Annotated in this window: 23 protein-coding genes; 7 read left to right on the top strand and 16 right to left on the bottom strand. The window is 68.5% G+C overall.

The genetic code is table 11. The annotated features are described in order from the left end of the window. Window position 1 precedes the first annotated feature (1 nt). The 7 genes from ACSDQ9_RS00525 to ACSDQ9_RS00495 all read right to left on the bottom strand — a co-directional run bounded on the left by ACSDQ9_RS00525 (window position 2) and on the right by ACSDQ9_RS00495 (window position 7,574). Complete coding sequence (locus ACSDQ9_RS00525; RefSeq protein WP_435142509.1) at window positions 2-325, bottom strand: hypothetical protein; 324 nt, start codon at window positions 323-325, stop codon at window positions 2-4. Continuing rightward, a complete protein-coding gene (locus tag ACSDQ9_RS00520; RefSeq protein ID WP_435142508.1) occupies window positions 325-738 on the bottom strand; it encodes a hypothetical protein in 414 nt (137 codons plus the stop codon). The genes ACSDQ9_RS00525 and ACSDQ9_RS00520 overlap by 1 nt, the downstream gene beginning before the upstream one ends. A gap of 83 nt (window positions 739-821) precedes the next feature. Continuing rightward, the gene (locus ACSDQ9_RS00515) at window positions 822-2,438 is read right to left on the bottom strand and encodes an ABC-F family ATP-binding cassette domain-containing protein (protein WP_435142506.1); all 1,617 of its coding nucleotides are present in this window, start codon (window positions 2,436-2,438) and stop codon (window positions 822-824) included. Window positions 2,439-2,681: 243 nt separating this feature from the next. Continuing rightward, window positions 2,682-3,263: a DUF6308 family protein gene (locus tag ACSDQ9_RS00510; protein ID WP_435142504.1), complete on the bottom strand. Its 582-nt coding sequence runs from the start codon at window positions 3,261-3,263 to the stop codon at window positions 2,682-2,684. Between the two features lie 195 nt (window positions 3,264-3,458). Further along, the gene (locus ACSDQ9_RS00505) at window positions 3,459-6,338 is read right to left on the bottom strand and encodes a vitamin B12-dependent ribonucleotide reductase (protein WP_435142502.1); all 2,880 of its coding nucleotides are present in this window, start codon (window positions 6,336-6,338) and stop codon (window positions 3,459-3,461) included. Between the two features lie 62 nt (window positions 6,339-6,400). Beyond that, the gene (gene nrdR / locus ACSDQ9_RS00500) at window positions 6,401-6,940 is read right to left on the bottom strand and encodes a transcriptional regulator NrdR (RefSeq protein ID WP_435142500.1); all 540 of its coding nucleotides are present in this window, start codon (window positions 6,938-6,940) and stop codon (window positions 6,401-6,403) included. A 268-nt stretch (window positions 6,941-7,208) separates the two neighbouring features. After that, on the bottom strand, window positions 7,209-7,574 hold the full coding sequence (locus ACSDQ9_RS00495; protein ID WP_435142498.1) for a hypothetical protein: 366 nt from the start codon (window positions 7,572-7,574) through the stop codon (window positions 7,209-7,211). Window positions 7,575-7,859: 285 nt separating this feature from the next. Between ACSDQ9_RS00495 and lexA the strand changes: the two genes are divergently transcribed. Continuing rightward, complete coding sequence (gene lexA / locus ACSDQ9_RS00490) at window positions 7,860-8,738, top strand: transcriptional repressor LexA (RefSeq protein ID WP_435142496.1); 879 nt, start codon at window positions 7,860-7,862, stop codon at window positions 8,736-8,738. Window position 8,739: 1 nt separating this feature from the next. Here the strand turns inward: lexA and ACSDQ9_RS00485 are convergent, their stop codons facing one another. The 4 genes from ACSDQ9_RS00485 to miaA form a co-directional block, all read right to left on the bottom strand. Beyond that, entirely contained in the window at window positions 8,740-10,704 is a 1,965-nt protein-coding gene (locus ACSDQ9_RS00485; RefSeq protein ID WP_435142762.1) for an ATP-dependent DNA helicase, read from the bottom strand. Window positions 10,705-10,869: 165 nt separating this feature from the next. Further along, a complete protein-coding gene (hflX, locus tag ACSDQ9_RS00480; RefSeq protein WP_435142494.1) occupies window positions 10,870-12,375 on the bottom strand; it encodes a GTPase HflX in 1,506 nt (501 codons plus the stop codon). A gap of 49 nt (window positions 12,376-12,424) precedes the next feature. After that, window positions 12,425-13,261, bottom strand: coding sequence for a diaminopimelate epimerase (gene dapF, locus ACSDQ9_RS00475; RefSeq protein WP_435142492.1), 837 nt, complete (start codon window positions 13,259-13,261; stop codon window positions 12,425-12,427). 26 nt (window positions 13,262-13,287) lie between these two features. Then, window positions 13,288-14,277 carry a tRNA (adenosine(37)-N6)-dimethylallyltransferase MiaA gene (gene miaA / locus ACSDQ9_RS00470; RefSeq protein WP_435142490.1) on the bottom strand — a complete coding sequence of 330 codons (990 nt, stop codon included), beginning with the start codon at window positions 14,275-14,277 and terminating at the stop codon, window positions 13,288-13,290. Window positions 14,278-14,399: 122 nt separating this feature from the next. Here miaA and ACSDQ9_RS00465 point away from each other — a divergent pair, with 122 nt between their 5' ends. Beyond that, window positions 14,400-14,621 (top strand): antitoxin, encoded by a 222-nt coding sequence (locus ACSDQ9_RS00465; protein ID WP_435142489.1) that lies wholly within the window; start codon window positions 14,400-14,402, stop codon window positions 14,619-14,621. An 89-nt stretch (window positions 14,622-14,710) separates the two neighbouring features. Here ACSDQ9_RS00465 and miaB read toward each other — a convergent pair whose 3' ends face one another. After that, window positions 14,711-16,177 (bottom strand): tRNA (N6-isopentenyl adenosine(37)-C2)-methylthiotransferase MiaB, encoded by a 1,467-nt coding sequence (gene miaB, locus ACSDQ9_RS00460; protein WP_435142487.1) that lies wholly within the window; start codon window positions 16,175-16,177, stop codon window positions 14,711-14,713. A gap of 81 nt (window positions 16,178-16,258) precedes the next feature. Here miaB and ACSDQ9_RS00455 point away from each other — a divergent pair, with 81 nt between their 5' ends. The 5 genes from ACSDQ9_RS00455 (at window position 16,259) to ACSDQ9_RS00435 (ending at window position 20,612) form a co-directional block, all read left to right on the top strand. Beyond that, complete coding sequence (locus tag ACSDQ9_RS00455) at window positions 16,259-17,155, top strand: aldose 1-epimerase family protein (protein WP_435142485.1); 897 nt, start codon at window positions 16,259-16,261, stop codon at window positions 17,153-17,155. 110 nt (window positions 17,156-17,265) lie between these two features. Next, the gene (locus ACSDQ9_RS00450; protein ID WP_435142483.1) at window positions 17,266-18,042 is read left to right on the top strand and encodes an amino acid ABC transporter ATP-binding protein; all 777 of its coding nucleotides are present in this window, start codon (window positions 17,266-17,268) and stop codon (window positions 18,040-18,042) included. Between the two features lie 82 nt (window positions 18,043-18,124). After that, window positions 18,125-18,946, top strand: coding sequence for a glutamate ABC transporter substrate-binding protein (locus ACSDQ9_RS00445; protein ID WP_435142482.1), 822 nt, complete (start codon window positions 18,125-18,127; stop codon window positions 18,944-18,946). A 98-nt stretch (window positions 18,947-19,044) separates the two neighbouring features. Further along, complete coding sequence (locus tag ACSDQ9_RS00440; RefSeq protein ID WP_435142480.1) at window positions 19,045-19,728, top strand: amino acid ABC transporter permease; 684 nt, start codon at window positions 19,045-19,047, stop codon at window positions 19,726-19,728. Next, on the top strand, window positions 19,725-20,612 hold the full coding sequence (locus ACSDQ9_RS00435; RefSeq protein ID WP_435142478.1) for an amino acid ABC transporter permease: 888 nt from the start codon (window positions 19,725-19,727) through the stop codon (window positions 20,610-20,612). The genes ACSDQ9_RS00440 and ACSDQ9_RS00435 overlap by 4 nt, the downstream gene beginning before the upstream one ends. A gap of 37 nt (window positions 20,613-20,649) precedes the next feature. On the opposite strand, the gene ACSDQ9_RS00430 is transcribed toward ACSDQ9_RS00435, so the two are convergent. The 4 genes from ACSDQ9_RS00430 to ACSDQ9_RS00415 all read right to left on the bottom strand — a co-directional run bounded on the left by ACSDQ9_RS00430 (window position 20,650) and on the right by ACSDQ9_RS00415 (window position 25,077). Further along, entirely contained in the window at window positions 20,650-22,203 is a 1,554-nt protein-coding gene (locus ACSDQ9_RS00430; protein ID WP_435142476.1) for a sialidase family protein, read from the bottom strand. 132 nt (window positions 22,204-22,335) lie between these two features. Beyond that, window positions 22,336-22,806: a regulatory protein RecX gene (locus ACSDQ9_RS00425; protein ID WP_435142474.1), complete on the bottom strand. Its 471-nt coding sequence runs from the start codon at window positions 22,804-22,806 to the stop codon at window positions 22,336-22,338. A gap of 32 nt (window positions 22,807-22,838) precedes the next feature. Beyond that, complete coding sequence (recA, locus tag ACSDQ9_RS00420; RefSeq protein WP_435142473.1) at window positions 22,839-23,885, bottom strand: recombinase RecA; 1,047 nt, start codon at window positions 23,883-23,885, stop codon at window positions 22,839-22,841. A 178-nt stretch (window positions 23,886-24,063) separates the two neighbouring features. Then, entirely contained in the window at window positions 24,064-25,077 is a 1,014-nt protein-coding gene (locus tag ACSDQ9_RS00415; protein WP_435142472.1) for a hypothetical protein, read from the bottom strand. Window positions 25,078-25,096 lie beyond the last annotated feature (19 nt).

Raw genomic sequence — 25,096 nt, 5'->3', positions numbered from 1 at the left:
GTCAGATCTCCATCATCATGCCGGCGGACTGCGTGAAGCTGTCCTCCACGTCGGCGTACGCCTGCCGCGCCTCGCGCAACTTGCCGCCCTGGGCGCCGTACTCGGTCTGGATCGAGGTGATCGTCTCGTTGACCCGTTCGAGCACCAACCCGTAGAGCATGCTGGCGATGCCCCCGAGGGTGTCGTTGGTGCCGAGCACGGTGACGTCCGAGACCTCCGCGAGCAGCGCCTGCGTCGTCGAGACCAGATCGTCGACGGCCGCATCCATCTTGCGGCCCGCCGTGTCGAGGGCCCCCAGGTCGAACTGCAGGTTCTGTTTACTCATCACAGCTCCTTCGCCTTGCGCAGCATGTCGAGCATGCCGTCGGTGTAGCGCTGCATGGAACGCAACGACTCGGTCTGGATGTCGTTCAGCTGCTGGTTGAGGCTGGCGTAGTCGGGGGTGCCGAGGTCGGCGTTGCCCTGCATCACGGCCTCGAGGTTCGCCTGGATGGCGGCATTGATCGCCTCGGTGAGTTGCTCACCCAGGGTGACGTTGTCGAGCCGGTGGGCCTTGGGGTGCAGCTCCACCCGGGTCACCGTGCCGGCCTTGATGCTCACCTTGATGGTCTCGTCCTCGTTGGTGCCCACGACCTCGGGAAGGGCCTCGAGTTGTTCGTCCGACGGCTTCAACGACCCGTCACTGACCTGGGCGGTCAATCGGTTCAGGTCTGAGAGCACAGCTTCGAAATCGGTCACGTCGCCTCCATCTGTTCGCGATCAACGGTAGGCCCGGCACGGGGTCAGATCGACCGCTCACCGACGGGTTTGAGTACCCACCCTCAGGCTTGGGAATCCAGCGTGAGCACGCGCCCCTGCCACCGATCCCGCAGCCAACGATCGTGGCTCGCGACCACCACCGCGCCCGGGAACTCGTCGATGGCCCGCTCCAGGTCTTCGGCGAGGCTCAGGGCCAAGTGGTTGGTGGGTTCGTCGAGCACCAGCAGATGGGGCGGATGTGCCACCAGCTGCGCCAGGTGCACGCGCTTGCGGGTGCCCAGCGACAGCTCCCCCAGCGGCCGGTGCTGGTCCCGACCGGCCACCAGTCCGATGCCCGACAGGCCGCGTGCCGACTCCCCCAGCAGCTCGGCCGGGGTGAGATCGAGATCGGCCGGATCGGTGTCCTGGGTGAGGGTGCCGATGCGCAGTCCCTTGCGGACGAGGCGCCTGCCCTCATCGGGGTCGAGGCTGCCGTCGAGCACGGCCACCAGGGTCGACTTGCCCGCACCGTTGGCACCGGTGACCAGCACCCGGTCGGGACCGCGCAGGTCGAGGCTCACCGGGGCGAGGCGGCCGGCCACGGCCACCTGCTGCACGCTGAGCAGCACCTCATCGTGGTCCATCGGACGACCCCCGAACCCCGCGAAGGTGAGCCCCTGAGGGGGCTTGCGCACCTGGTCACGCTCGACCCGTTCAAGGGTGGTGCGGGCCCGGTTGACCCGTCGAGCGATCGTGGCCGAGGCCTTGTCGGAGTAGAACTTCTTCGACCCGCGCTGCTCGGTCTTGGGCGCGGTGGTGTGGAAGACCTGCCGGGCGCCGTGGCTGACCTCGTGGCGCAGGTCGTTGATGCGCTGCCGCTCGGAGCTGAACCGCTCCTGCCAGGAGCGGCGCTCGTCCGCGCGCTGGGCGAGGTAGTCGCTGTACCGGCCGGTGGTCACCTGGCCCACGCGGAGCTCACCCAAACCCGACGGGGCGGGGTCGAGGTCGACGATCCTGGTGGCGACCGTGTCGAGGAAGTGACGGTCGTGGCTGGCGAACAGCACCGGCCCGGGCCACGACTCCAGCTCGCGGGCCAGGAAGTCGAGCGCCTGGTCGTCCAGGTGGTTGGTGGGCTCGTCCAGCAGCAGACCGGTGGGTCGGCTGAGCAGCAGGCCCGCCAGGGCGAGGCGGGAGCGCTGGCCGCCCGACAAGGTCGACACCCGGCGGTGCTGGGCGACGTCGGCGAGGCCGAGCCCGGCCAGAGTCTCCTCCACCCGCTGGTCGATCGTCCACGCTCCCACCCGCTCGGCGTCGTCGAGCAGGGCGGCGTAGCGGGCCGCTTCGCGCTCGTCGTCGGCCATCGCCGCCGCGGCGTCGTCGAGGTTGGTGAGCAGCTCCCGGATCGGAGCCAGCGAGCGGTGCAGCACGTCGGCGACGGTGTCGTGCTCGTCGAAGGGCAGGTGCTGGTCCATCACGCCCACCGGGGCGGGTCGGGTGACGGTGCCCGCCTGGGGGTGCAGTCGTCCGGCGGCCAGGTTCAGGACGGTGGACTTGCCCGAGCCGTTCTCGCCGATCAGCGCGACCCGCTGACCTGGCGCGGCACCGAAGCTGAGGTCGGTGATCAGAGGGTGGCCGTCGTGGGTGAACGAGACGCCGTCGAAGGCGAACGGGGCCAAGGAGGAGGCGGAAGAGGGGTGCATGACTGAGCTCCACTGCAGGAGGTGGACGGAGGAACACGTGCGGCGCGAGGTGCGGCCGGTGCGCGTCAGCGATCAGTCATGCCACCCATGCTAGACGGTGGCGAAGCCCGGCTGCCACCGAGTTGCTGGCTCCCCCACTGGGATCCGGGGACTGCCCCTGCCCCACCGATGATCCGAAACTGCCTCCCATCGCCCCATAGAGGCTCCACCCGCCCGGCAGGTGCGATGAGCGGCAGTTTCGGATCACTTGGTGGCGCTCTCCTGCGGGGGCGGGGTCCAGATGATGATGTCTGTGGCCCGCAGGACCGTGAGAGGACGCCCGTCGGGGGTCGTGTTCGCGGCGGCGAGTGGCGCGAGCCAGTCGAGGTTCGCGCGCACGTCCCGCCACATGCGCTCCCGAAGCTTCGCGCCCTCGCCGCGGCTCACGTCGTGGAACGCGAGGACGCGGGAGTCCACGATTGGGACCGCGTGCGGGGCGAATCTGTGCAGCACTTTCGAGACGGTGACTGGCGTCCACCCGGCTACGTCTCGGGTCGCTTCGTTTGCGGCGGCGAGCGCTCGATACGTGTCAGCCAGCGACGCCTCGTCCGGGTGCGCCTCGAAGTTGGGCGCGGCGCGCATGGCGACTACTGCCTCATCCAAGCATGCGCGGAGTCGCTGGGCCGGCCCGTCACCGGCTGCGAACAAGGGGATGACCTCTTGCCAGCCCAGGCGGAGACTCAACAGGTTGGCAGCGAGCACATCCTCGGGCCGCAGTCCGCCGCCCTCGCGCGGCAGTGGCTCCACGTCATACGTGGCGAACGCGAAGTGTCGCGAGGGATCCACGTAGTGCTCAACGGCCTAGCCGGCCCAATCCTTGCGATGCCCGAGTGTCTGCTGCACCTGCACATGGTCTCACAGGGGGTTCACCGCGGGAGGGTTGTCGGATTCGCGAGAGCCGCCGCCGAGGCGATGCCCCGGAAACGGCGCCGGGGCGGCACCCCGCGAAGGGTGCCGCCCCGGTGGTGGCCATGGATCGGATCAGCTGCAGCCCGAGGTCGAACCGCAACCCTCGCAGACGTAGCACGAACCCGACGGACGCATCTTGGTGCCGCAGGTCATGCACAAGGGGGCATCCACCGACAGTCCGGTGATCGCCTCCATCAGCTCGGCGGTGGTGTGCGCCGACGACGGAGCCGGGGCCACGACGGGCTCGGCGGCAACCAGCGAGGGCTGGTTCGCTCCGGCCTCGTCGAAGCGACGGTTGTCGGCCTCGTCGTTCTTGAGCTGCTCGGCCTCGGAGATCTGCGCCTCGTCCTCCTCGGAGATGTAGGTGCCGGTCTCGACGTACCGGGCCCGCTCGGCCGCGGTGTAGACCCCCAGCTCGGAGCGCTCGTCGAACGACAGGTAGTCCAGGGCCAGTCGGCGGAACACGTAGTCCATGATCGACTGGGCCATCCGCACGTCGGGATCGTCGGTCATGCCGGCGGGCTCGAACTTGAGGTTGGTGAACTTCTGCACGTAGGTCTCGAGCGGCACCCCGTACTGCAGGGCCACCGAGATGGCGATCGCGAAGGCGTCCATCACGCCGGCCAGGGTCGAACCCTGCTTGCCGAGCTTGAGGAAGACCTCACCGAGGCGACCATCGGCGTAGTCGTTGGTGGTCAGGTAACCCTCGGCCCCGGCCACCGAGAACGAGGTGGTGCGACCGGTGCGCGACTTGGGCAGACGGGTGCGGCGGGGACGGTACTCGATGCGCACCTCGGGGGCTGTGGCCACGGCGGCCTCGGGCTCGGGGGTCGACTCGACCTTCTTCTTGCCGTCGGACAGCGGCTGACCGACCTTGCAGTTGTCGCGGTAGACGGCCAGGGCCTTGAGACCCAGCTTCCAGCCCTGCAGGTAGACGTCGGCGATGTCGGCGACGGTGGCCGACTCGGGCAGGTTCACGGTCTTCGAGATCGCACCCGACAGGAAGGGCTGGGTGGCGGCCATCATGCGCACGTGACCCATCGGCTTGATGGAGCGGGCGCCCATGGCGGTGTCGAAGACCTCGTAGTGCTCGGGCTTGAGACCGGGGGCGTCGATCACGTGACCGTTCTCGGAGATGTACTCGACGATGGCCTCGGCCGTCTCGGTGGAGTAACCCAGGTTCTTCAGCGCGCGGGGAATCGTCTGGTTGACGATCTGCATGGAGCCGCCACCGACGAGCTTCTTGAACTTGACCAGCGAGAAGTCGGGCTCGATGCCGGTGGTGTCGCAGTCCATCATGAAGCCGATGGTTCCGGTCGGGGCCAGCAGCGAGGCCTGGGCGTTGCGGAAGCCGTTGGTCTTGCCGAGCTTGACCACGTTCTCCCACTCACGCGTGGCGGCCTTGTGCACGTCACCGTCGAGCGAGGTGAGGGTGCGCAGGTCGTCGTTCGCGGCCTGGTGCTTGCGCATCACCTTCTGGTGGGCGCTCTGGTTGCGGGCGTAGCCGTTGTAGGGCCCCACCACCGCGGCCAGTTCGGCCGAACGACGGTAGGCGGCACCGGTCATCAGCGAGGTGATGGCGGCGGCCAGCGAGCGGCCACCCTCGGAGTCGTAGCCCTTGCCGAGCGCCATCAGCAGCGCGCCCAGGTTGGCGTAGCCGATACCGAGCTGACGGTAGTCGCGGGTGGTCCGGCCGATCGCCTCGGTCGGGAAGTCGGCGAAGCAGATCGAGATGTCCATCGCGGTGAAGATCAGCTCGACGGCCTTGACGAAGGTCTCGGAGTCGAAGGTGTCCTTCTCGGTGAGGAACTTCAGCAGGTTCAGGCTGGCCAGGTTGCACGAGGAGTTGTCGAGGCTCATGTACTCCGAGCAGGGGTTCGACGCCGTGATCCGGCCGGTCTCGGGGTTGGTGTGCCAGGCGTTGATGGTGTCGTCGTACTGGATGCCCGGGTCGGCGCACTCCCAGGCGGCCTTGGCGATCTTGTCGAACAGCCCCTTGGCCTGGATCTCCTCGATCACCGAACCGTCACCGCGGGCACGCAGCCCGAACAGCCCGTCCTCCTCGACGGCGCGCATGAACTCATCGGTGACGCGCACCGAGTTGTTGGCGTTCTGGTACTGCACCGAGGTGATGTCGCGGCCGCCCAGATCCATGTCGAAGCCGGCGTCGCGCAGCGCGCGGATCTTGTTCTCCTCGCGCGCCTTGGTCTCGACGAACTCCTCGATGTCGGGGTGGTCGACGTCGAGCACGACCATCTTGGCCGCACGGCGGGTGGCGCCACCCGACTTGATGGTGCCGGCGGAGGCGTCGGCGCCACGCATGAACGAGACGGGTCCCGAGGCGGTCCCACCGGAGCTCAGCAGTTCCTTGGACGAGCGGATGCGCGACAGGTTGAGGCCGGCGCCCGAACCACCCTTGAAGATGAAGCCCTCTTCCTTGTACCAGTTGAGGATCGAGTCCATCGAGTCGTCAACCGACAGGATGAAGCAGGCCGAGACCTGCTGGGGGCTCTGGGTGCCGACGTTGAACCACACCGGCGAGTTGAAGCTGAAGTACTGGTGCAGGAGCATCCAGGTGAGTTCGTGCTCGAAGATCTCGGCGTCGTCGGCGGTGGCGAAGTAGTCGTGATCCACACCGGCCTGGGTGTAGGTCTTCACCACACGGTCGATGAGCTGGCGCAGGCTGGTCTCGCGGGCATCGGTGCCCACGGCGCCACGGAAGTACTTCGTGGTCACGATCGTCGACGCGTTCAGGCTCCAGAACGAGGGGAATTCCACCCCGCGCTGCTCGAACACGGTCTCGCCGGACTTCCAGTTGGTCTGCACCACGTCGCGCTTCTCCCAGACGACGTCGTCGTAGGGGTGGGTGCCCTCGGTGGTGAAGACGCGGTCGATCGTCAGTCCGTTCGACTTCTTGGCCGAACGGCGCGTCGAGCGGGTGGTTTCGCTCATGGCTGTGACTTCCTCTTCTGTGGGTGGGGTGGGGGTGAATGCTGCTGCCTGGGGGGATCGGCTCAGCCGATCGACTCCAGGGTGGGTTGGGCCGAATCCGGTGACGCCACGCGTTGCTTGCGGGGCCGTTCTGGTCGAGCGGTGGGGGCGGTTCCGGGATCCTGCTCGCGCATGGCCTCGATCTCGGCCTCGAAGTCGTCGACCGACTCGTAGTGCTTGTAGACCGACGCGAACCGCAGGTAGGCGACCGGGTCGAGTTCCGACAGGGGCCCCAGAATGGCGACCCCCACCTCCTCGGTGGGCACCTCAGCCATCCCGGACGAGCGCAGGGCCTCCTCGACCCGCTGGCCCAGCTTGGCCAGGTCGACGTCGCTGACCGGACGACCCTTGCAGGCCTTGCGGACACCCTGGACGACCTTGTCGCGGCTGAAGGGCTCGACCACGCCCGACTTCTTCACGACCACGAGCTGCATCTGCTCGATGGTGGTGAATCGCCGTTCGCAGGCCGGGCACTGACGCCGCCGACGAATGGACGAACCGTCCTCGGAGGCGCGTGAATCGAGCACGCGCGAGTCGGTGTTGCGGCAGAACGGGCAGTGCACGGGTGATCCACCTCCTCCTTGACCGAGGGTCTCGCCGGCGCCTGGCCAGGTTGTGCATGACCCTGTGGACACGGTGTGGACAAGTCAGGTTTTCGGTGGACAACCGACCACAACCTGTGGATGAATCACAGCCGTGCAACTACTAGATGTAGGGACTTTAAACACTCCCCGGGCCTGGGTCAAGCGGTTGGCGTCGACACGCCCACACCAAATGTGGGGGCTCGCCGAGGGCTGAACCACCACCGGCTGTGGGCGGCGGGATCGACCCTCAGGCCAGCGGCGCGTTGGAGAAGCTGAGGAAGACATCGACCAGCACGGCCAACGTCAGCAGCGCCAGGCACGCGAACCCGCCCAGCACCACCGCCAGGCCGCGATCCGTCAGGCGCAGGGCGCCGGCCGTCGACAACGGCGCCACCGCACCGCCAGCCACGTCACCGGCCACGTCGCTGCACGCGCGCACGTTTGCACCCTGGATGGCCGGGGCAATCACGGTGCGTCGCTGCGGACGCAGCGCCGGCCCGACCGGCCGCGGACCGCTCACGACACGATCGCGCCGAGCCCTCGTGCGCGGCTTCGTCGGCACGGCGAAGGGGTTCAGCTGGGGGTTCAGCTGACTGGTGGCGACTGCGGTCATGATCTGCTCCTCGGGTGTCGGGTCGGACATCCTCCGACCCGGTCGACTCCCGGCCCGGAAGGGCCGTGAAGTACAGGTGTACGAAAACACTAGACGGTGATGACGATTGGCACAAGCGTTCGAATGAACCGGCGTGTCGAGCTCGTCCTCGCCTGTGAACCACTGAACACGAGGGCTCTGACATTTTCGTGGCTGGGGGCCCTCGAGACCCTCTGACAGGGCTGCTCGCGCGAAACACCGCACAGGTGTTTGAAAACAGGTTCGATTCTACCTAGCGTGCTGGGCATGGCAGGAGAAGACGATAACTTCGGGGCACCGGCGAGCGGGCGCAAGCCCTCGACGACCAGACGACGAGGGGCCAAGCGGGGCCCAGGTCGTCCGAGCAATGCCTCCATCCGCGCCGAGCTGGGCAGCCTGAACGCGGCCGGCGACGAGGTGCCCGGCGTCGACGGCCTCACGCCACGGCAGCGCCGCATCCTCGAGGTGATCACCAGCGCCATCGAGGCCAACGGCTATCCGCCCAGCATCCGCGAGGTGGCCTCGGTGATGGGCTTCGCCTCACCTTCTTCGGTCGCGCACCAGATGCGGCAGTTGGAGGCGAAGGGATTCCTGCGCCGCGACCCGAATCGTCCGCGGGCCATCGAGGTGCGGTTGCCCGCCGCACCGAGTCGGACGACCGGCAGCGAACCCACTCCCCTGCGCCCTCTGTCCGACCCGCGTCGGCCGGACACCCCCCTCGACGCGATCGACGAGACAATCGACGAGACGGGGGTCAACGACGCCTTCCCGACCGCCGTCAACGTGCCCATCGTCGGCCGGATCGCCGCCGGTGGCCCGATCCTGGCCGAGGAGGTCGTCGAGGACGTCTTCCCCCTCCCCCGCCAGCTGGTCGGTGAGGGCACCCTGTTCATGCTCGAGGTGCGCGGCGACTCCATGGTCGATGCGGCCATCTGCGACGGCGACTGGGTGGTGGTGCGCCAGCAGCCCAACGCCGAGAATGGCGACATCGTGGCCGCCCTGCTCGACAACGAGGCCACCGTCAAGACGTTCAAGCGGGTGCCCGGCCAGGTCTGGCTGCTGCCCCACAACCCGCTCTACTCGCCGATCGACGGCAACCACGCCAGCATTCTCGGCAAGGTCGTCGCCGTGATGCGCAAGCTCTGAGTCAGGCGTCCTCGCGGGCCGCCTGCAGCCGCTTCAGGGCCTGCACCGCCACCTCGCGATCTGCCGTCATCCAGAAATCGGGCATCGACGCCCGCAGGAACGAGCCGTAGCGCGCCTTCACCAGCCGCGGGTCGAGCATGGCCACGACCCCCCGGTCGGAGGCGCGACGAATCAGTCGGCCCGCGCCCTGGGCCAGCAGTAGGGCCGCATGGGAAGCCGCCACCGCCATGAACCCGTTGCCGCCGGCATCGGTGACGGCCTGCTGTCGTGCCTGCATCAGCGGGTCGTCGGGCCGCGGGAACGGAATCTTGTCGATGATCACCAGCTCGCAGGTGTCGCCGGGAATGTCGATTCCCTGCCACAGCGACAGGGTGCCGAACAGGCAGGCGTGCGGGTCGTCGATGAACCGGCGGGTGAGCTCCGGCAACTGGGCGTCGCCCTGGCAGAGAATGGTCAGGTCGGTCAGCTGGCTGCGTACATGGCGCGCGGCCGCCTCCGCGTTGCGCTGACTGGCGAACAACCCCAGGGTTCGTCCGCCCGCGGCCCACACCAGCTCAGCCACCTCGGCCAGCAGTTCGGGGGCCATCTGATCGCGGCCCGGATTGGGCAGGTCGGCCGCCACGTACAGGATTCCCTGCCGGCGGTAGTCGAAGGGCGAGCCGACGTCGAGACCCAGCCAGTGCAGGGTGTCCTCGTCTGGCTCCTCGGGCGCGTCGTCGATGCCGCTGAGTCGTTCCTTGCGCTTCAGCCCGACGTTCTGGGCCACCTGGTCGAAGTCGCCGCCGAGCTTCAGGGTGGCCGACGTCATCACCACCGTGGCCGTGCTCATCACCGACGACCGCATCAGCCCCGCCACCGACAACGGAGCCACGTGGGCCCAGCGCCCGAACCGCTCGCGCTCGGTCGTCCAGATGACGTCGGCGGCGCGCAGGGCGGCCATCCGCTCGGCGATGTCGAAGACCTCCTTGACCGCCGCCCCCGCCTGGGCCTTCTCGGCATCGGAACCCTGCATCACGGCCGGACGATCCTCCGGCTTGGTCGACAACTGGCTGACGGCGTGGCGGGCGGCATCGCGCACGAGCGCGAAGGCGTCGGTCATCACGCCGGCCTCGGTGACCCGGCCGATGGGGGCCTCGTCGAGCGCCTGCTTCAGGGCATCGGCCGACTCGAGCAGCTGCATGCCGGTGTCGTCGTCCAGATGGCTGAGCGCCCGTCGGGCCACGCGCTCGACGAGGGCGGGGCTGAGTTCGTCCGAGGCCGCCCCGGTGACCCGGGAGACCAGGTCGTGGGCCTCGTCGATCACCACCAGGTCGTGTTCGGGCAGCGCCGTGCCACCGTGCATGGCGTCAATGGCGAGCAGGGCGTGGTTGGTGACGATCAGCTGGGCCTTGCGGGCCTCGTCGCGGGACTTCTCGACGAAACACTGCTGGCCGAAGGGGCAACGCTGCACGCCCAGACACTCGCGCACGGGCATCGACACCTGTTCCCACGAGCGGGGCTGGTGGGAGGGCGCGTCGTCTCGATCGGCGAGCGCCTTGTCGGCGAGCTGTTGCTCGGCCCACTCGCGCAGCATCACCACCTCGGCGCCGATCACCGATTCGGCACTGCTCCCTGCGGTCCTGGTGGCCTGCGCGACCTCTTCACCGCCCAGCAGCGCCTCCTGGTCCATCGGCATGCCGTCGCGAATCTTGTAGAGACAGGCGTAATTGGTGCGACCCTTCAGGATCGCCGTGCTGGGCCTGGTGCCGTGCACCTTCTCGATGGCGTCCAGGGCCGCCGGAATGTCCTTCTTGGCGAGCTGGGCCTGCAGCGCCAGGGTGGCCGTGGCGATCACCACGGTGTCGTCGGAGGTGACGCAGCGTTCCAGGGCGGGCGCGAGGTAGCCCAACGACTTGCCCGTGCCCGTGCCGGCCTGGATGAGCGCGTGCACCCCGGTGTCGAACGCGTCGGCGATGGCATCGGCCATCTGAGCCTGACCGGGGCGTTCCTCGCCCCCGAAGCCGGCCACGGCGGCGGCCAGCACGTCTCGATGCCGTCGCTGACCGGTTCCGTCTGGATCACTCACCGGTTCAGACTAGCCAACCCCACCGACAGGGTTCACGGGCCTGTGGACAACCCCCTGGCGCACGGCTCAGCGCACGTAGGGCGCGAACTCGGCGGCCAGTTCCGGGTGCACCTGGGCGGTGACCAGCGTGCCCTCGGCCGTGTGCTCCGTGGCGAGGAACTGTCCGGTGCGGTGCACCTTGTCGATCAGGTCGCCGCGCGAGTACGGCACCAGCGCCCGCACCTCGACCTCGGGCACCGGCAACCTGGCCTCGGTGATGCGCCGCAGCTCGTCGATGCCCTCGCCGGTGCGCGCCGACACGAAGACCGCATCCGGGTACTGGCTGCGCAGCATGGTGAGGGTGTCGGCCTCGGCACGGTCGATCTTGTTGAACACGATCTGCTCAGCCTGATGACCGGCGCCGATGTCGTTCAGGACGGTGCGCACCGCGTTGATCTGGCCGATGGGGTCGGGATCGGAGCCGTCGACGATGTGCAGGAGCAGGTCGGCGTTGGTCGATTCCTCCAGCGTCGAGGCGAACGCTGCCACCAGGTCGTGCGGCAGATGGCGCACGAAACCCACGGTGTCGGTCAGGGTGAACACGCGGCCGTCGGCGGCATTCGTCCGCCGGGTGGTGGGGTCCAGCGTCGCGAACAGCGCATCCTCGACCAGCACGCCCGCGTGGGTGAGCCGGTTGAGCAGGGACGACTTGCCCGCGTTGGTGTAGCCGACGATGGCCACCGAGGGGATCCGGTTGCGCACGCGGTCGGCCCGCTTCGTCTCGCGCACACCATCCATCTCGCGCAACTTGGCGCGCAGCTGGGCGATGCGGGTGTTGATGCGCCGACGGTCGGTCTCGATCTTGGTCTCACCGGGACCGCGGCCACCGATGCCGGCACCGCCGGCGGCACGACCGCCGGCCTGACGCGACAGGTTGCCACCCCAGCCACGCAGGCGCTGCTTGAGGTAGTTCAGCTGGGCCAGTTCGACCTGGGCCTTGCCCTCGACGCTCTTGGCGTGCTGGGCGAAGATGTCGAGGATCAGGGCGGTGCGGTCGACCACCTTGACCTTGATGCGGTCCTCGAGGTTGCGCAGCTGGGCCGGCTGGAGCTCGCCGTCGCAGATCACGGTGTCGGCCCCCGTGGCCACCACCACCTCGCGCACCTCGTCGACCTTGCCCCGACCGATGTAGGTCGCGGGGTCGGGTGACTTGCGTCGCTGGACGAGCCCCTCGAGCACCTGTGAGCCGGCCGTCTCGGCCAGCAGCTTCAGCTCGGTCATGGCGTTGTCGACGTCGGCCTCGGTGCCGGTCGTCCACACCGACACCAGCACCACCCGCTCGAGGCGCAACTGGCGGTACTCGACCTCGGTGACGTCCTCGAGTTCGGTCGAGATGCCGGCCACACGACGCAGGCTGTGCCTGGCGGCCAGATCGAGCTGGTCACCGTCATAGCCACCCGAGGTGGCATCGTCCTCGGGGTCGGGCTCCGCCCAGGGATCGGTCAGCTCGTCCGACCACTGGTCGTCGCCGGCCAGATCGTCGCTGGCCAGATCGTCATGGGGGTCGACGTCGTGAGTGTGTGCGTGGTTCATCGTCCGTCCAGTTTGCCAGTCGGCGACGAACGGGGCCAAGGCATTTCCCTCAGTCGGGCAGTCGGGTCTCGCCGGTCGCCACGATCTCCGCCTGACCGGTCAGCAGGGCGTTGCCGTCGTCCGCGAGGGTGACGGTCAACTGCCCACCCGGCACGGTCACGGCGTAGTCGCCGGAACCCGTGCCCCGGGCCCGGGCGAACGCGGCCGCCGAGGCCACCACTCCGGTGCCGCACGACAGCGTCTCGCCGCTCCCCCGTTCGTGCACCCGCAGGGACAGACTGCGCTCACCCGTCGGCACCACGAACTCGACATTGGCGCCGTGCGGGAAGGCCTCGTCGGGTTGCCACGTGGGCTGGCGCTCCACCGCCAGGGCGGCCAGATCGGTGCCCTCGTCCAGCAACACCACGGCGTGGGGGTTGCCGACGTCGACGCTCACGCCGGTCCAGGTCTGCCCTGTCCCGGCCTGGTCGGTCAGGGTGACCTCGACGTCGGGGCCGAAGCTGACGGCGCCCATCTCGACGGTGAAGGTGCCGTCGGGAGTGACGGCCACGCCGCGCAGCCCCGCACGGGTGGCGACTTGGTTGCGTGTCATCAGGTCGTTCTCGAGCAGGTAGCGCGCGAACACCCGCAGCCCGTTGCCGCACATCTCGGCGATCGACCCGTCGGCATTGCGGTAGTCCATGAACCACAGGTCGGGATCACCGTCCCACTCCGGCACGTGGCCGGCCTTCACCGCGCGCAGCAGGCCGTCGCCACCGATCCCGAAGTGACGGTCGGTGAGGGCGCGCACGTCACGTTCCGACAACGGCATCGTGTTGTGCCGGTCGGCGACGATCACGAAATCATTCCCGGTGCCGTGGCCCTTGGCGAACCTGACTGTGCGCATCTCTTCCCCTTCGTCCCACGGACCCCTCAGGGGTGGGCGGGGTCCCCGTGTCGATCGGTCAATTCTCCCACTCCCAGCACGGCCGTGACCACCCGTTCCACGGCCGTCGGGTCACCCGCGGGCAGCCAGGTGATGCGCCGATCGCGGCGGAACCACCCCAGTTGCTTGCGCGCGAAACGCTTGGTCTGGGCGATGGTGGCCAGCCGCGCCTCGTCCTCAGTGCACTCCCCCGCCAGGTGGTCGAGCACCTGTCGGTACCCCAGGGCGCGCGAGGCCGTTCGTCCGGCACGAAGTCCCCGCGCCTCGAGTCGCCTGACCTCGTCGACCAGGCCATCGCGCCACATCTGGTCGACCCTGGTTGCGATGCGCGCGTCCATCTCGGCCCGGTCGACCTCGAGGCCGAACTGGTGCACGTCGTCGAGGGCGTAGGCGGGCTCCGGCAACGTGGCCGTGAACGAGCCGGTGAGGGTGATCACCTCGAGGGCCCGGACGATGCGCCGGCCGTTCTGCGGCAGGATCTGCCGGGCGGCGTCGGGTGCCAGCGCCGCCAGCTCCCCGTGCAGGGCCTCGGGACCGACCTCGTCGAGGCGGTGCTGCCACCGGGCGCGCACCTGCGGGTCGGTGCCGGGGAAGTCGATCACGTCGGTGACGGCGTGGGTGTAGAGGGCCGAACCCCCCACCAACACCGGGACGACGCCCTCATCGCGCAGCGACGCGATCACCTGCCTGGCCAGCGCCTGGAACTCGGCCACGGAGGCCGTGACCTCGGGCGACCAGACGTCAACCAAGTGGTGCCGCACGGCTGCCCGCTGCTGCGGCGTGGGTTTGGCCGTGCCGATGTCCATGCCGACGTAGACGGCCATCGAGTCGGCGTTGACCACCTCGGCGGGCCGTCCGCGTGAGATCAGCTCCAGGGCGACGTCGACGGCCAGTTGCGACTTGCCACTCGCCGTGGGCCCGACGATCACGACGAGGGGAACGGTCGCGGGCGTGGGCGACAGCTGGGGCTGGGTCACCGGGCCATTGTGGCAGCTTCGACCGGGAGCCAATTTTCCTCGCAGCCCTCGACCGTGACCCCTCGCGTGGCAGAGTGGTCGCCAAGCCCCCCGGAGGGGACGTCACACAGAAGGGAGCAGACATGGGACTGCTTGACGATGTGAAGAACGCTTTCGACGGCGATGACAGCAACGACTCCGACCTCGTGAACAAGGGGAAGGATTTCGCCAACCAGCACGCCGATCAGATCGATTCCGGTGTGGACAAGGCTGGCGACTTCGTCGACGACAAGACGGGCGGCAAGTTCCAGGGTCAGGTTGACCAGGGTCAGGACTTCATCCAGGACAAGACCGGCAACCTCTGAGGCACCGCCGACACCACCAAGCAGTGAAGGGGACGAGCATGGTTGCTCGTCCCCTTCTTCGCGCTCACCGGGCTCGCCGGGTCACCGGGTCACTGGGCCCGCAGTGTCGGCATGCCGAGCGAGACCCCGCGGGTCGCCGCGGGTGCCTCCTGTCGACGCTGCCAGGCGTCACCGCCGCGGGTGCGACGCAGGCCCGTGATACCGGCGTCGGCATTGAGGTGGTGCGGGGCGGCGTGGGTGACCACCGCCGTGGCGATGTCCCCCGGGCGCGGGCGGGACTCGGCATCGTCGGGAACCGTGACGTGCACGAGACGGTTGTCGCGGGCGCGGCCGCTCATGCGCTGGGTCTCGGAGTCCTTGCGGCCCTCGCCGTCGGCGAACATCACCTCGACCTCGCGCCCCTCCCACGCCTGGTTCTCGGTGAAGGACGACTGGTTGACCAGCGCGAGCAGGCGGTCGTAGCGCTCCTGCACCACCGGCTTGGGCACCTGGTCGTCCATGGTCGCGGCCGGGGTGCCGGGGCGGATTGAGTACTGGAAGGTGAAGGCGGCCGCGAACCGGGAGGCCTCGACCACCTCGAGGGTCTGGCGGAAGTCGTCCTCGGTCTCGCCCGGGAACCCGACGATCAGGTCGGTGGTGATGGCGGCGTCGGGCATGGCGGCCCGCACCCGGTCGATGATGCCCAGGTAGCGCTCCGCGCGGTAGGAGCGGCGCATGGCCTTCAGCACCCGGTCGGATCCCGACTGCAGCGGCATGTGCAGCTGCGGCATCACGTTGGGGGTCTCGGCCATGGCCTCGATGACGTCATCGGTGAAGGCTGCCGGGTGCGGGCTGGTGAACCTCACCCGTTCGAGCCCGTCGATGGTGCCGCACGCCCGCAGCAGCTTGCCGAAGGCCAACCGGTCACCGAACTCGACACCGTAGGAGTTCACGTTCTGACCCAGCAGCGTGATCTCTTGCACGCCCTCGGCGACGAGCGTCTCGATCTCGCGCAGGATGTCACCGGGGCGACGGTCGGTCTCCTTGCCGCGCAGGGCGGGCACGATGCAGAAGGTGCAGGTGTTGTTGCAGCCCACCGAGATCGACACCCACGCCGAGTAGGCGGAGTCGCGTCGGGTGGGCAGGTTCGAGGGGAACGTCTCGAGCGCCTCGACGATCTCGACCTGTGCCTCCTGCTCGATGCGGGCCCGCTCGAGCAGCACCGGCAGGGAGCCGACGTTGTGGGTGCCGAAGACCACGTCGACCCACGGGGCCCGGCGGGTGATGGTGTCGCGGTCCTTCTGGGCCATGCAGCCACCGACGGCGATCTGCATGCCGGGGCGGGTGGCCTTCACCGAGGCGATGTGACCGAGGTTGCCGTAGAGCTTGTTGTCGGCGTTCTCGCGCACCGCGCACGTGTTGAAGACGACCAGGTCGGCCTGGTCCTGGTCTGATCCCGAACGGACGTAGCCGGCTTCTTCCAGCAGGCCGCTGATGCGTTCGGAGTCGTGCACGTTCATCTGGCAGCCGTAGGTGACCACCTGATAGGTGCGGGGCGAGGCGAAGTCGGTGCTCATGATGCACCGGATTCTACTGATCGTGGACGGGACTGCGGCCACGCCCCGATCGTCCCTGCCCGATCGACTAGCGTTGCGGGCATGCATGCCCCCATCGAGCACCTGCCCACCGGCGAGCAGTACGAGATCACGGTCGGCGACGTCACCGCCGTCGTCACCGAGCAGGGCGCCACCCTGCGCAGCCTGCGGCTCGGCGACCGGGAACTGCTGTGGAGTTTCGCGGCCGACCAGATGCCGCAGGCCAGCCAGGGCCAGCAGCTGTTGCCGTGGCCGAACCGCATTCGCGACGGTCGCTATCGCTTCGACGACGCCGAGCACCAGTTGCCGGTCAACGAGGTCGAACGGTTCAACGCCCTGCACGGGCTGGTCGCCTGGCTGCCGTGGCGGCTGGTGCACCACACCGAGAACGAGGTGGAGCAGCAGGTGCGCGTGCTCCCCCAGCCCGGCTACCCGTTCGCGGTCGAGGCGACCCTCACCCACCGGGTCGACGAGCACGGGCTCACCGTGGAGGTGAGCGCCCGCAACGTGGGGGCCGGGGTCGCTCCCTGGGGGTACGCCGCTCACCCCTATGTTCAGTTGGGCGGCGGCATCGACGAGTGGCTGATCACATCGCCGTTCACCAGCTACCTCGACGTCACCCCCGACCGACTGCTGCCGATCGGGCTGCTGCCCGTGACCGGCACTGATGAGGAACTCGACGGCAGCCCGCTCGGTGCTCGCACCTTCGACCGGGCGTTCGCCGGCCCCACCGGCGCGTGGGAACTCGATCTGCGATCGGACGAGGCCCGCGTCGTGCTGTGGGCCGGCGAGACCCTGCCGTGGCTGCAGATCTACACCCCGGACGACCGCCGGTCGCTCGCCGTCGAACCGATGAGCTGCGGCCCCGACGCGTTCAACGAGGGCCCGACCCATGCCGGGCTCGTCCGCCTCGAACCCGGAGCCGAATGGCAGGGCAGCTGGGGATTCCGGGTGCGCTGAGCTGATCACGTGGGAATCACGTGGTCAGACAGTGTTACAGGTTCGCAACACCTGAGGGTGGTCTGCCCGTTGGCGAGACCGGCGACCGATGCTTGCCCTAGTGTGCGGGCATGAGCGAAGACGATCAGCGCCCTGCCGCGGAGTCCGCCCCCGGGCGAGACCTCGTGGTGATGAGGGGCGTCAACAAGCACTTCGGCGACAATCACGTGCTCAAGGACATCGACCTCACCGTGAAGCAGGGTGAGGTGGTCGTCGTGCTGGGCCCGTCGGGATCGGGCAAGTCGACCCTGTGCCGCACCATCAACCGCCTGGAGACCATCGAGTCGGGCGACATCGAGATCGACGGCAAGCGGCTGCCCGAGGAGGGGGCTGCGCTGGCGCACCTGCGGGCCGATGTCGGCATGGTCTTCCAGTCGTTCAACCTGTTCAGCCACAAGTCGATCCTCGACAACGTCACGCTGGGCCCCACCAAGGTGCGCAAGCTGCCCACCTCGAAGGCTCGCGAGCGGGCCATGGAGTTGCTCAAGCGCGTCGGTGTCGACTCGCAGGCCCAGAAGTACCCCGCCCAACTGTCGGGCGGCCAGCAGCAGCGCGTCGCGATTGCCCGCGCCTTGGCCATGGATCCCAAGGTGATCCTGTTCGACGAGCCGACGTCTGCCCTCGACCCCGAGATGGTCAACGAGGTGCTCGACGTGATGGTCAGCCTGGCCAAGCAGGGCATGACCATGATCGTGGTCACCCACGAGATGGGCTTCGCTCGCAAGGCCGCCGATCGGGTGATCTTCATGGCCGACGGCCAGATCGTCGAGGAGGCCGACCCCGAGTCGTTCTTCACGCAACCGAAGTCCGAGCGCGCCAAGGACTTCCTGTCGAAGATCCTGCACTGACCGGATCCGCCCCGTCCCACCCCACAACCACAACCCGTCAGCCCGTCCCCACAAGTCAGCTCGTCCCCACAAGTCAGCTCAAATGGAGGAAACCATGAAGGTCACCCGCAAGATCGCCGCCGCAGCTGCGGCCCTGCTGCTCGCCGCGTCCCTGGCTGCCTGCGGCAACGATGCCGGCGCCGGCGACAAGATCGCCATCGGCATCAAGTTCGACCAGCCCGGCCTCGGCCAGAAGGTCGGCGACGGCTACCAGGGCTTTGACGTCGAGGTCGCCAAGTACGTCGCCAAGGAGCTCGGCTACGACGAGAGCAACATCGAGTGGAAGGAAGCTCCCTCGGCCCAGCGCGAGAACCTGATCCAGGGCGGTCAGGTCAAGCTCATCTTCGCCACCTACTCGATCACCGACGCCCGCAAGGAGAAGGTCTCGTTCGCCGGACCGTACTTCGTGGCCGGTCAGGATCTGCTGGTCAAGAGCGACGCCACCATCGCGGGCCCGCAGGACCTCGACGGCAAGAAGCTGTGCTCGGTCACCGGTTCGACCTCGGCCGACAAGGTGAAGAAGGAGGTGCCCGGGGTCGATCTGCAGCAGTTCGACACCTACTCCAAGTGTGTGGAGGCCCTGGCCAACGGCTCCATCGACGCCGTCACCACCGACAACGTGATCCTGGCCGGTTTCGCGGCCCAGGATGCCTACAAGGGCAAGCTGAAGGTCGTCGGTGCCCCCTTCTCGGAGGAGCGCTACGGCGTCGGCCTGAAGAAGGGCGACACCGAGCTGTGCGGCAAGGTCAACACCGCCATCGAGAAGATGGTCAGCTCCGGCGAGTGGGCCAAGGCCATCGAGAAGACCGTCGGCCCGTCGGGCTTCAAGGCCCCGGCCGAGCCCAAGGTCGACGCCTGCAGCTGATCGGCTGACACCAGGTTCGGTGGACGAGCCTGCCGGTGCCCCGGCCGGGGCCCGCAGGCTCGTCCACCACCATCTCCCACCACCCCCAAGGAGCCCCCGTGGACGACGTCCTGACGCTCTTCCGTGAATACAACCTGCTCCAGGCCTTCGGGGTCACCCTGCTGCTGACCGTGCTGTCGGCCATCGGCGCCATGATCATCGGCACCGTGGTGGCCATTCTGCGGGTCTCCCCGGTGAGCGCCCTGCGATTCTTCGGCACCGCCTACGTGACCGTGATCCGGAACACTCCCCTCACCCTGATTCTGTTCTTCTGCGTGTTCGGTTTCCTGCTGTCGATGAACTGGCCCCTGCTGGGCCGCGGCGCCAGCACGGAGGCCAACAACACCGCCTGGGCCGTGGTGGCGTTGTCGGTGTACCACGCCTCGTTCGTCGCGGAGGCGATCCGTTCGGGCATCAACACGGTGCCGCTGGGTCAGGCCGAGGCGGCGCGCGCCCTGGGGTTGTCGTTCGGTGGCTCGATCCGCGAGGTGATCCTGCCGCAGGCCATGCGCGGCGCGGTCGCACCGTTGGGCAACACCCTGATCGCCCTCACCAAGAACACCACCGTGGCGGCCACCGTCACCGTGACCGAGGCGTCGACGCAGATGAAGAACATGATCGAGTTCCGCCCCGACCTGATCGTGCTGATCTTCGCGATCATCGCCTTCGGCTTCGTGGTGCTCACACTGCCCACGGGCATGGTGTTCACGCGGCTCTCCCGCCGACTGGCGGTGGCCCGATGAGCAGCCAGGCAACCGTCGTCTTCGATGCCCCCGGGCCCCGGGGTCGTGCCCTCAGCCGCGTCGTCGGTCTGGTGGGAGCTCTGCTCTGCCTGGCGGTCGCGGCCGTCCTCATCTGGGCACTGCGCAAGCAACTTCTGGTCGCCGACAAGTGGCGCCCCTTCACCGAGGTCTCCGCTTGGCGTGACTACGTGCTGCCGGGCCTGTGGCAGACCATCAAGGCGGCCGGGCTCTCGGTGATCACCGCCGGTGTCGTCGGGGTGCTGCTCGGTGTCGGACGACTGAGCCACGTCAAGGTGATCTCGCTCGTGTCGGGCGTGCTGGTGGAGTTCTTCCGCTCGGTGCCCGTGCTCGTGATGATGTTCTTCTTCTACTTCCTGTTCCTGCAGTCGGGGGCCCTCAGCGGCGACGCCCTGCCCTTTGCCTCGGTGGTGCTCGGCCTGACCTTCTACAACGGCTCCGTCATCGCCGAGCTCATCCGTTCGGGCGTGCACTCGCTCCCCAAGGGTCAGCGGGAGGCCGGCTGGGCCATCGGGCTGACGCGCGACCAGACACTGTGGAGCGTGCTGCTGCCGCAGGCCATCACGGCGATGCTGCCGTCGCTGTTGAGCCAGTTGGTGGTGGTGTTGAAGGACACCGCCCTGGGCTACATCGTCACCTACCCCGACCTGCTGAGGTCGCTGACCACGTTCGCCTCGAACAACTCCAACATCTTGGCCTCCCTGATCGTGGCGGCCGTGATCTACATCGCCATCAACTACGCGCTGACCTCACTGGCGGGTTGGGTCGAGACGAAGGTGCGCACCCGTCGTGCCGGCCGTGCCGTCGCTGCGGGTGCCGTGCCCGTGCCCGCCGCGGGAACGGCCGGGCCCGGATCGACGCACTGATCCTGGCCCGGCCGCCCTCCCGTGGAGGGGATCCCCGCTAGCGCAGGGTGATCTCGGTGATGGCCACCGGGCGGGGTAGGGCCCCACTGTTCGGCGGACGCACCTCACTGCTCGTGGTCGTGGTCACCCGCAGGCCGGTGAGCTGCTGGGAGCCCCCGAGTGAGAACCAGTCGACATCGCCGTACCGCCACGCGTGGTCAAGGTGGCCCACCCGTCGCCAAGTGCCGTCGAGCCGGCGGATCTCGACGGTGGCGTCCTGGTTCTCCCCCGGACGAAGCGCCACCCCCGCCTGCCGGGCTCGCACCGGTACGGAGAACTCCAGCAGGTAGGTGCCGGAGGTGAGTTGCGTGGTACTGCCCAGGGCGGTGGTCGCCAGGCCCAGTCGTCCGTCGATCGCGCCCATCGGACCCGTCGTGGAGGGAGACGTGGTGGTCGAGGTGAGGTCAGTGGTCACGGTGGCCGTTCCGGCCCGAACCATGGCCGCCAGGTCGATGCGCCCGATCAGTTGGGAGGCATCGGTCGGCGCCTGCTCGAAGTCGCGCAGAGACACCCTCGTGCCCACGATCTGGCGAGGGCTGTAGGCGAACCCGACCACCAGCACCGTGTCGGCATCGAGCTCGACGAGGGCCGGGTTGGCCTGGTCGTCGACGAACGCGTCCCACACCGGGATGGTGACCCCGGGGTTCCACGGTCGCCCCGGCTGACTGATCAGCGCAGCCGAGGTCAGCCTGCGCAATCCGAAGCGGTAGCTGACGTCGCCGTAAGCCGCCAGCACCCGCCCGCTACGGAGCACCAGGGTCTCGGCGGACGACTGCCGCAGGTCACTGAACTCGGGCGAGCTCCAGCTGTACCCCGAGTCGAACGACCGCAGCAGCAACGACGGGGCACCCTGGGCGTTGGGCCTCAGCCAGGCCGTCACCTGACCGTCGGGGAGCACGGTGAGGGTCACCTCGTTGGTGCCCACGCCACCGGTGTCGAAGATGTACTCGTTCTCGGCCGGGAAGGTCAGGCCACCGTCGGTGCTGCGGACGATCGCCGATCGGCCGCCGGGCCCGTACACCGGCGAGAGCAGGGTGCCGTCGGGCATCTCGGTCACTCGGCCGTGCTCGGCGATCCACTCCATGCTGGTGCCGACGATGGTGGGAGTGCTCCAGGTGAGTCCACCGTCGTCGCTGGACATCACGAAGACGCCCGACACCACCCCGGGCGGACTGCCGGCCACCGACGAGGTGAACCACTGCACGAACACGCGGCCGCTCGCGGTCACGCTGATCTTGGGGTCGCGGTCGTCACCCAGCGAATCCCAGATCGTGACCGGCTCCGACCAGGTGGCCGCGTTGTCGGTCGAGCGCACCAGATGCAGGCGCCCGGTGGGATCGGAGTGGGACACGCCGTCGCGCGCCACGACCAGGATGGTGCCGTCGCTGAGCTTGGTGGCTCCCGGGAAGTGGTAGCGACGCCCGGCGGCGGCCTGGGCGATGACGAGGTCGGGGGTGGTCGGGTCGGGGTGTCGCCGTGGGCTGGCACCGGCCGGGGCCGGTGACGCGGACGCGGGAGTGGTCATCGCGAGCAGGAGCCCGCCGGCGGACACGGCGGCAGTGGACAGGACTGAACGTCTGGACAGCATGGGATCTCCATTGATCGTGAACGCGCCCGGACGGGCACGATCCCAGCAGCCTAAACCGATTCAGGGGTCAACGTGGAACGTTGTTTCACAAATTGCTCACGCATCGTCGACGTCGTCGGAGTCGACGGCCAGCACCTCACGGGCCACCTGGATCACCACTGACGTGGAGTACCCCCGCCTCGCCAGCGCCCCCTGCAGCCGTCGCCGGGCCACCACGGGGTCGAGGCGGCGCAGGGTACGAGCCTTCTTCTCGGCCACCTGTCTGGCCGCCTCGAGTTCGTCGGCGTCGGAGATCTGTTCCAGCGCGGCGCGGGTGACCTCGTCCGAGACTCCCTTGCCGCGCAGTTCCCGGCGGATGACGGTGCGGGACAGGTTGCGATAGCGGTGGCGGGACTCACTCCACGCCAGGGCGAAGGCCTGGTCGTCGATGAGTTGCACTTCGGTGAACCTGTCGAGCACCTCGTCGATGACCTCGTCTGGCACCAGCTTGGCCCGCATCGCCTCGGCCAACTCGTGCCGGCTGTGTGCGCGAAGGGCCAGGCGTCGCAGGGCGATCTCCCTGGCCACTTCGCGCGGATCGGCGTCGGGCCCCTGCGGGCTCAGAACGCCACCTCACCGGTGACCGGGTCGACACCCTCGGGCACCTCGTCGGGCTCGCCCAACCCCAGCTTCTGCTTGATCTTGTTCTCGATCTCGGCGGCCACCTCGGGATTGGCCTTGAGGAACGAGCGGGCGTTCTCCTTGCCCTGACCCAGCTGGTCGGTCTCGTAGGTGAACCAGGCGCCGGCCTTGCGAATGATGCCGGCGTCGACACCCATGTCGATCAGCGAGCCCTCGCGGGAGATGCCCTGACCGTAGAGGATGTCGAACTCCGCCTGCTTGAAGGGCGGGGCCACCTTGTTCTTGACCACCTTCACGCGCGTGCGGTTGCCGACCGACTCGGTGCCGTCCTTCAGGGTTTCGATGCGGCGCACGTCGAGACGCACCGAGGCGTAGAACTTCAGCGCCTTGCCACCGGTGGTGGTCTCGGGAGACCCGAACATGACGCCGATCTTCTCGCGCAGCTGGTTGATGAAGATGGCGGTGGTGCCGGCGCCGCTGAGCGCACCGGTCATCTTGCGCAGGGCCTGACTCATCAGGCGCGCCTGCAGGCCGACGTGATTGTCGCCCATCTCGCCCTCGATCTCGGCGCGCGGCGTCAGGGCCGCCACCGAGTCGATGACGATCAACGTCAGCGCGCCGGAACGCACCAGCATGTCGGCGATCTCGAGCGCCTGCTCACCGTTGTCGGGCTGGCTCACCAGCAGGGCGTCGGTGTCGACGCCGAGCTTGGCGGCGTACTCGGGGTCGAGGGCATGCTCCGCGTCGATGAAGGCGCAGATGCCGCCGGCCCGCTGGGCATTGGCGATGGCGTGCAGGGCCACCGTCGTCTTGCCCGACGATTCCGGACCGTAGATCTCGACCACGCGCCCGCGCGGCAGCCCGCCGATGCCCAGGGCCACGTCGAGCGCCACCGAGCCCGTCGGGATGACAGCCACCGGCTGCCGGGTCTCTTCGCCCAACCGCATCACGGACCCCTTGCCGTGCTGCTTCTCGATCTGGGCAAGCGCCGCCTCGAGGGCCTTGGCGCGATCTGCAACCGCCATGGTCGTTCCTTTCCTGGGTCGGCCTTCACCGGCCTTGCTGTGTGGAAGTTCGTTACGTCTGGGACTGTATGGATCGGCTCCGACAAAATCCCAACGAGCCAGATGGCCTGTGGACAACTGTTGGACCGATCCCTCGGTTGTGGACAACACCTGAGAGCTTACCGAACACCCGTACGAATCACGGCACGTGGTGGGCGTGTCGCGCAGCGCGTGTCGTCCACCGGTGTCGCAGCCAGTCGGCGCCGGTGACCATGGCCCGCGGGACCGCCTCGACCGGGCGTGGCCACCCCAGCCGCTCCCATGCCCACGCGCCACCCAACAGCACCGCGACGGTCACCCCCAGCACCCACCAGTGGTCGTCGCGGGCGCCGTGCAGCACCAGCCGCTGCACCTCCTCGAGCACCAGCAGCTGCGCGACATACCCGGTGAGGGCCAGCCGACCCAGGGCCGACACGGCAGCGGCGCGGTCGACCACGGCCGGGAACCGTTCGGCCAACCACCGGCACCACAGGCTCGCTGCCAGCGCGAGCACGAGGTTGTGCCCCGTCTCGAACAGGGTTCCCGAATAGGGCAGGAAGGTGTCGGGGAAGGCCAGCTTGCCGACCAGTTGCCAGACCGCCGTCACGCCGGTCAGGGCCACGGCCCACCGCAGCGAGCGTGCCGACCCTTCCGCGCGGGGCGCGGCCCGCCCGGCCATCATGCTGATCCCACCCAGCATCCACACCAACATGGTGATTGCTCGATAGTCGGGCCCAGCAGCCAGCCATTGCAGCAGCGTTCCCCGCCACCCGGTCCTGATGGTCGTCTGCAGCGCGATGGCCGCCTGCACCACGGGAGCGCCGCCCAGCCACACCGCCACCGTGAGCGCCCAGCCCAGTCGCGGCCGCGAACCCAGCAACGGTGTCAACCACACCGCCGCGATCTGGGCACACACCAGGTACTGCAGCACCACCAACACTTGGTCGTAGACCGGATCCAGCAGTTCACCCAGCGCGATCAGCACCAGACCCCGCAGCGTGCCCGTGACGCCGAACCACCACCACGGCGTGCCCGGGTCGCGGGCCTTCGTCCGCTGCCACGCGAGAGCCAGACCACAGCCCATCAGCAGGGCGAACCACGGCATCGTCAGGAACTCGGTCACGTTGAAGACACCACCGACGGGTGCGGTGTGGGCGATCACCATGCTGACCACGGCGAGCCCTCGGGCCAGA

It is taken from the genome of Aestuariimicrobium soli, assembly GCF_051192575.1.
Lineage (GTDB): Bacteria > Actinomycetota > Actinomycetes > Propionibacteriales > Propionibacteriaceae > Aestuariimicrobium > Aestuariimicrobium soli.
Note: the sequence above shows the minus strand (reverse complement) of the source record. Positions and strands in the feature narration are given on the sequence as shown.

What these genes read in the sequence shown, in the direction of transcription:
- miaB (WP_435142487.1), bottom strand. Translation starts at nt 16,177, where the DNA reads ATGAGCACCGACTTCGCCTCGCCCCGCACCTATCAGGTGGTCACCTAC.
- dapF (WP_435142492.1), bottom strand. Translation starts at nt 13,261, where the DNA reads ATGCGCACAGTCAGGTTCGCCAAGGGCCACGGCACCGGGAATGATTTC.
- ACSDQ9_RS00445 (WP_435142482.1), top strand. Translation starts at nt 18,125, where the DNA reads ATGGAGGAAACCATGAAGGTCACCCGCAAGATCGCCGCCGCAGCTGCG.
- ACSDQ9_RS00515 (WP_435142506.1), bottom strand. Translation starts at nt 2,438, where the DNA reads ATGCACCCCTCTTCCGCCTCCTCCTTGGCCCCGTTCGCCTTCGACGGC.
- hflX (WP_435142494.1), bottom strand. Translation starts at nt 12,375, where the DNA reads ATGAACCACGCACACACTCACGACGTCGACCCCCATGACGATCTGGCC.
- ACSDQ9_RS00435 (WP_435142478.1), top strand. Translation starts at nt 19,725, where the DNA reads ATGAGCAGCCAGGCAACCGTCGTCTTCGATGCCCCCGGGCCCCGGGGT.
- ACSDQ9_RS00495 (WP_435142498.1), bottom strand. Translation starts at nt 7,574, where the DNA reads ATGACCGCAGTCGCCACCAGTCAGCTGAACCCCCAGCTGAACCCCTTC.
- ACSDQ9_RS00525 (WP_435142509.1), bottom strand. Translation starts at nt 325, where the DNA reads ATGAGTAAACAGAACCTGCAGTTCGACCTGGGGGCCCTCGACACGGCG.
- recA (WP_435142473.1), bottom strand. Translation starts at nt 23,885, where the DNA reads ATGGCGGTTGCAGATCGCGCCAAGGCCCTCGAGGCGGCGCTTGCCCAG.
- ACSDQ9_RS00455 (WP_435142485.1), top strand. Translation starts at nt 16,259, where the DNA reads ATGCATGCCCCCATCGAGCACCTGCCCACCGGCGAGCAGTACGAGATC.
- ACSDQ9_RS00450 (WP_435142483.1), top strand. Translation starts at nt 17,266, where the DNA reads ATGAGCGAAGACGATCAGCGCCCTGCCGCGGAGTCCGCCCCCGGGCGA.
- ACSDQ9_RS00465 (WP_435142489.1), top strand. Translation starts at nt 14,400, where the DNA reads ATGGGACTGCTTGACGATGTGAAGAACGCTTTCGACGGCGATGACAGC.
- ACSDQ9_RS00485 (WP_435142762.1), bottom strand. Translation starts at nt 10,704, where the DNA reads ATGGCCGATGCCATCGCCGACGCGTTCGACACCGGGGTGCACGCGCTC.
- lexA (WP_435142496.1), top strand. Translation starts at nt 7,860, where the DNA reads ATGGCAGGAGAAGACGATAACTTCGGGGCACCGGCGAGCGGGCGCAAG.
- ACSDQ9_RS00505 (WP_435142502.1), bottom strand. Translation starts at nt 6,338, where the DNA reads ATGAGCGAAACCACCCGCTCGACGCGCCGTTCGGCCAAGAAGTCGAAC.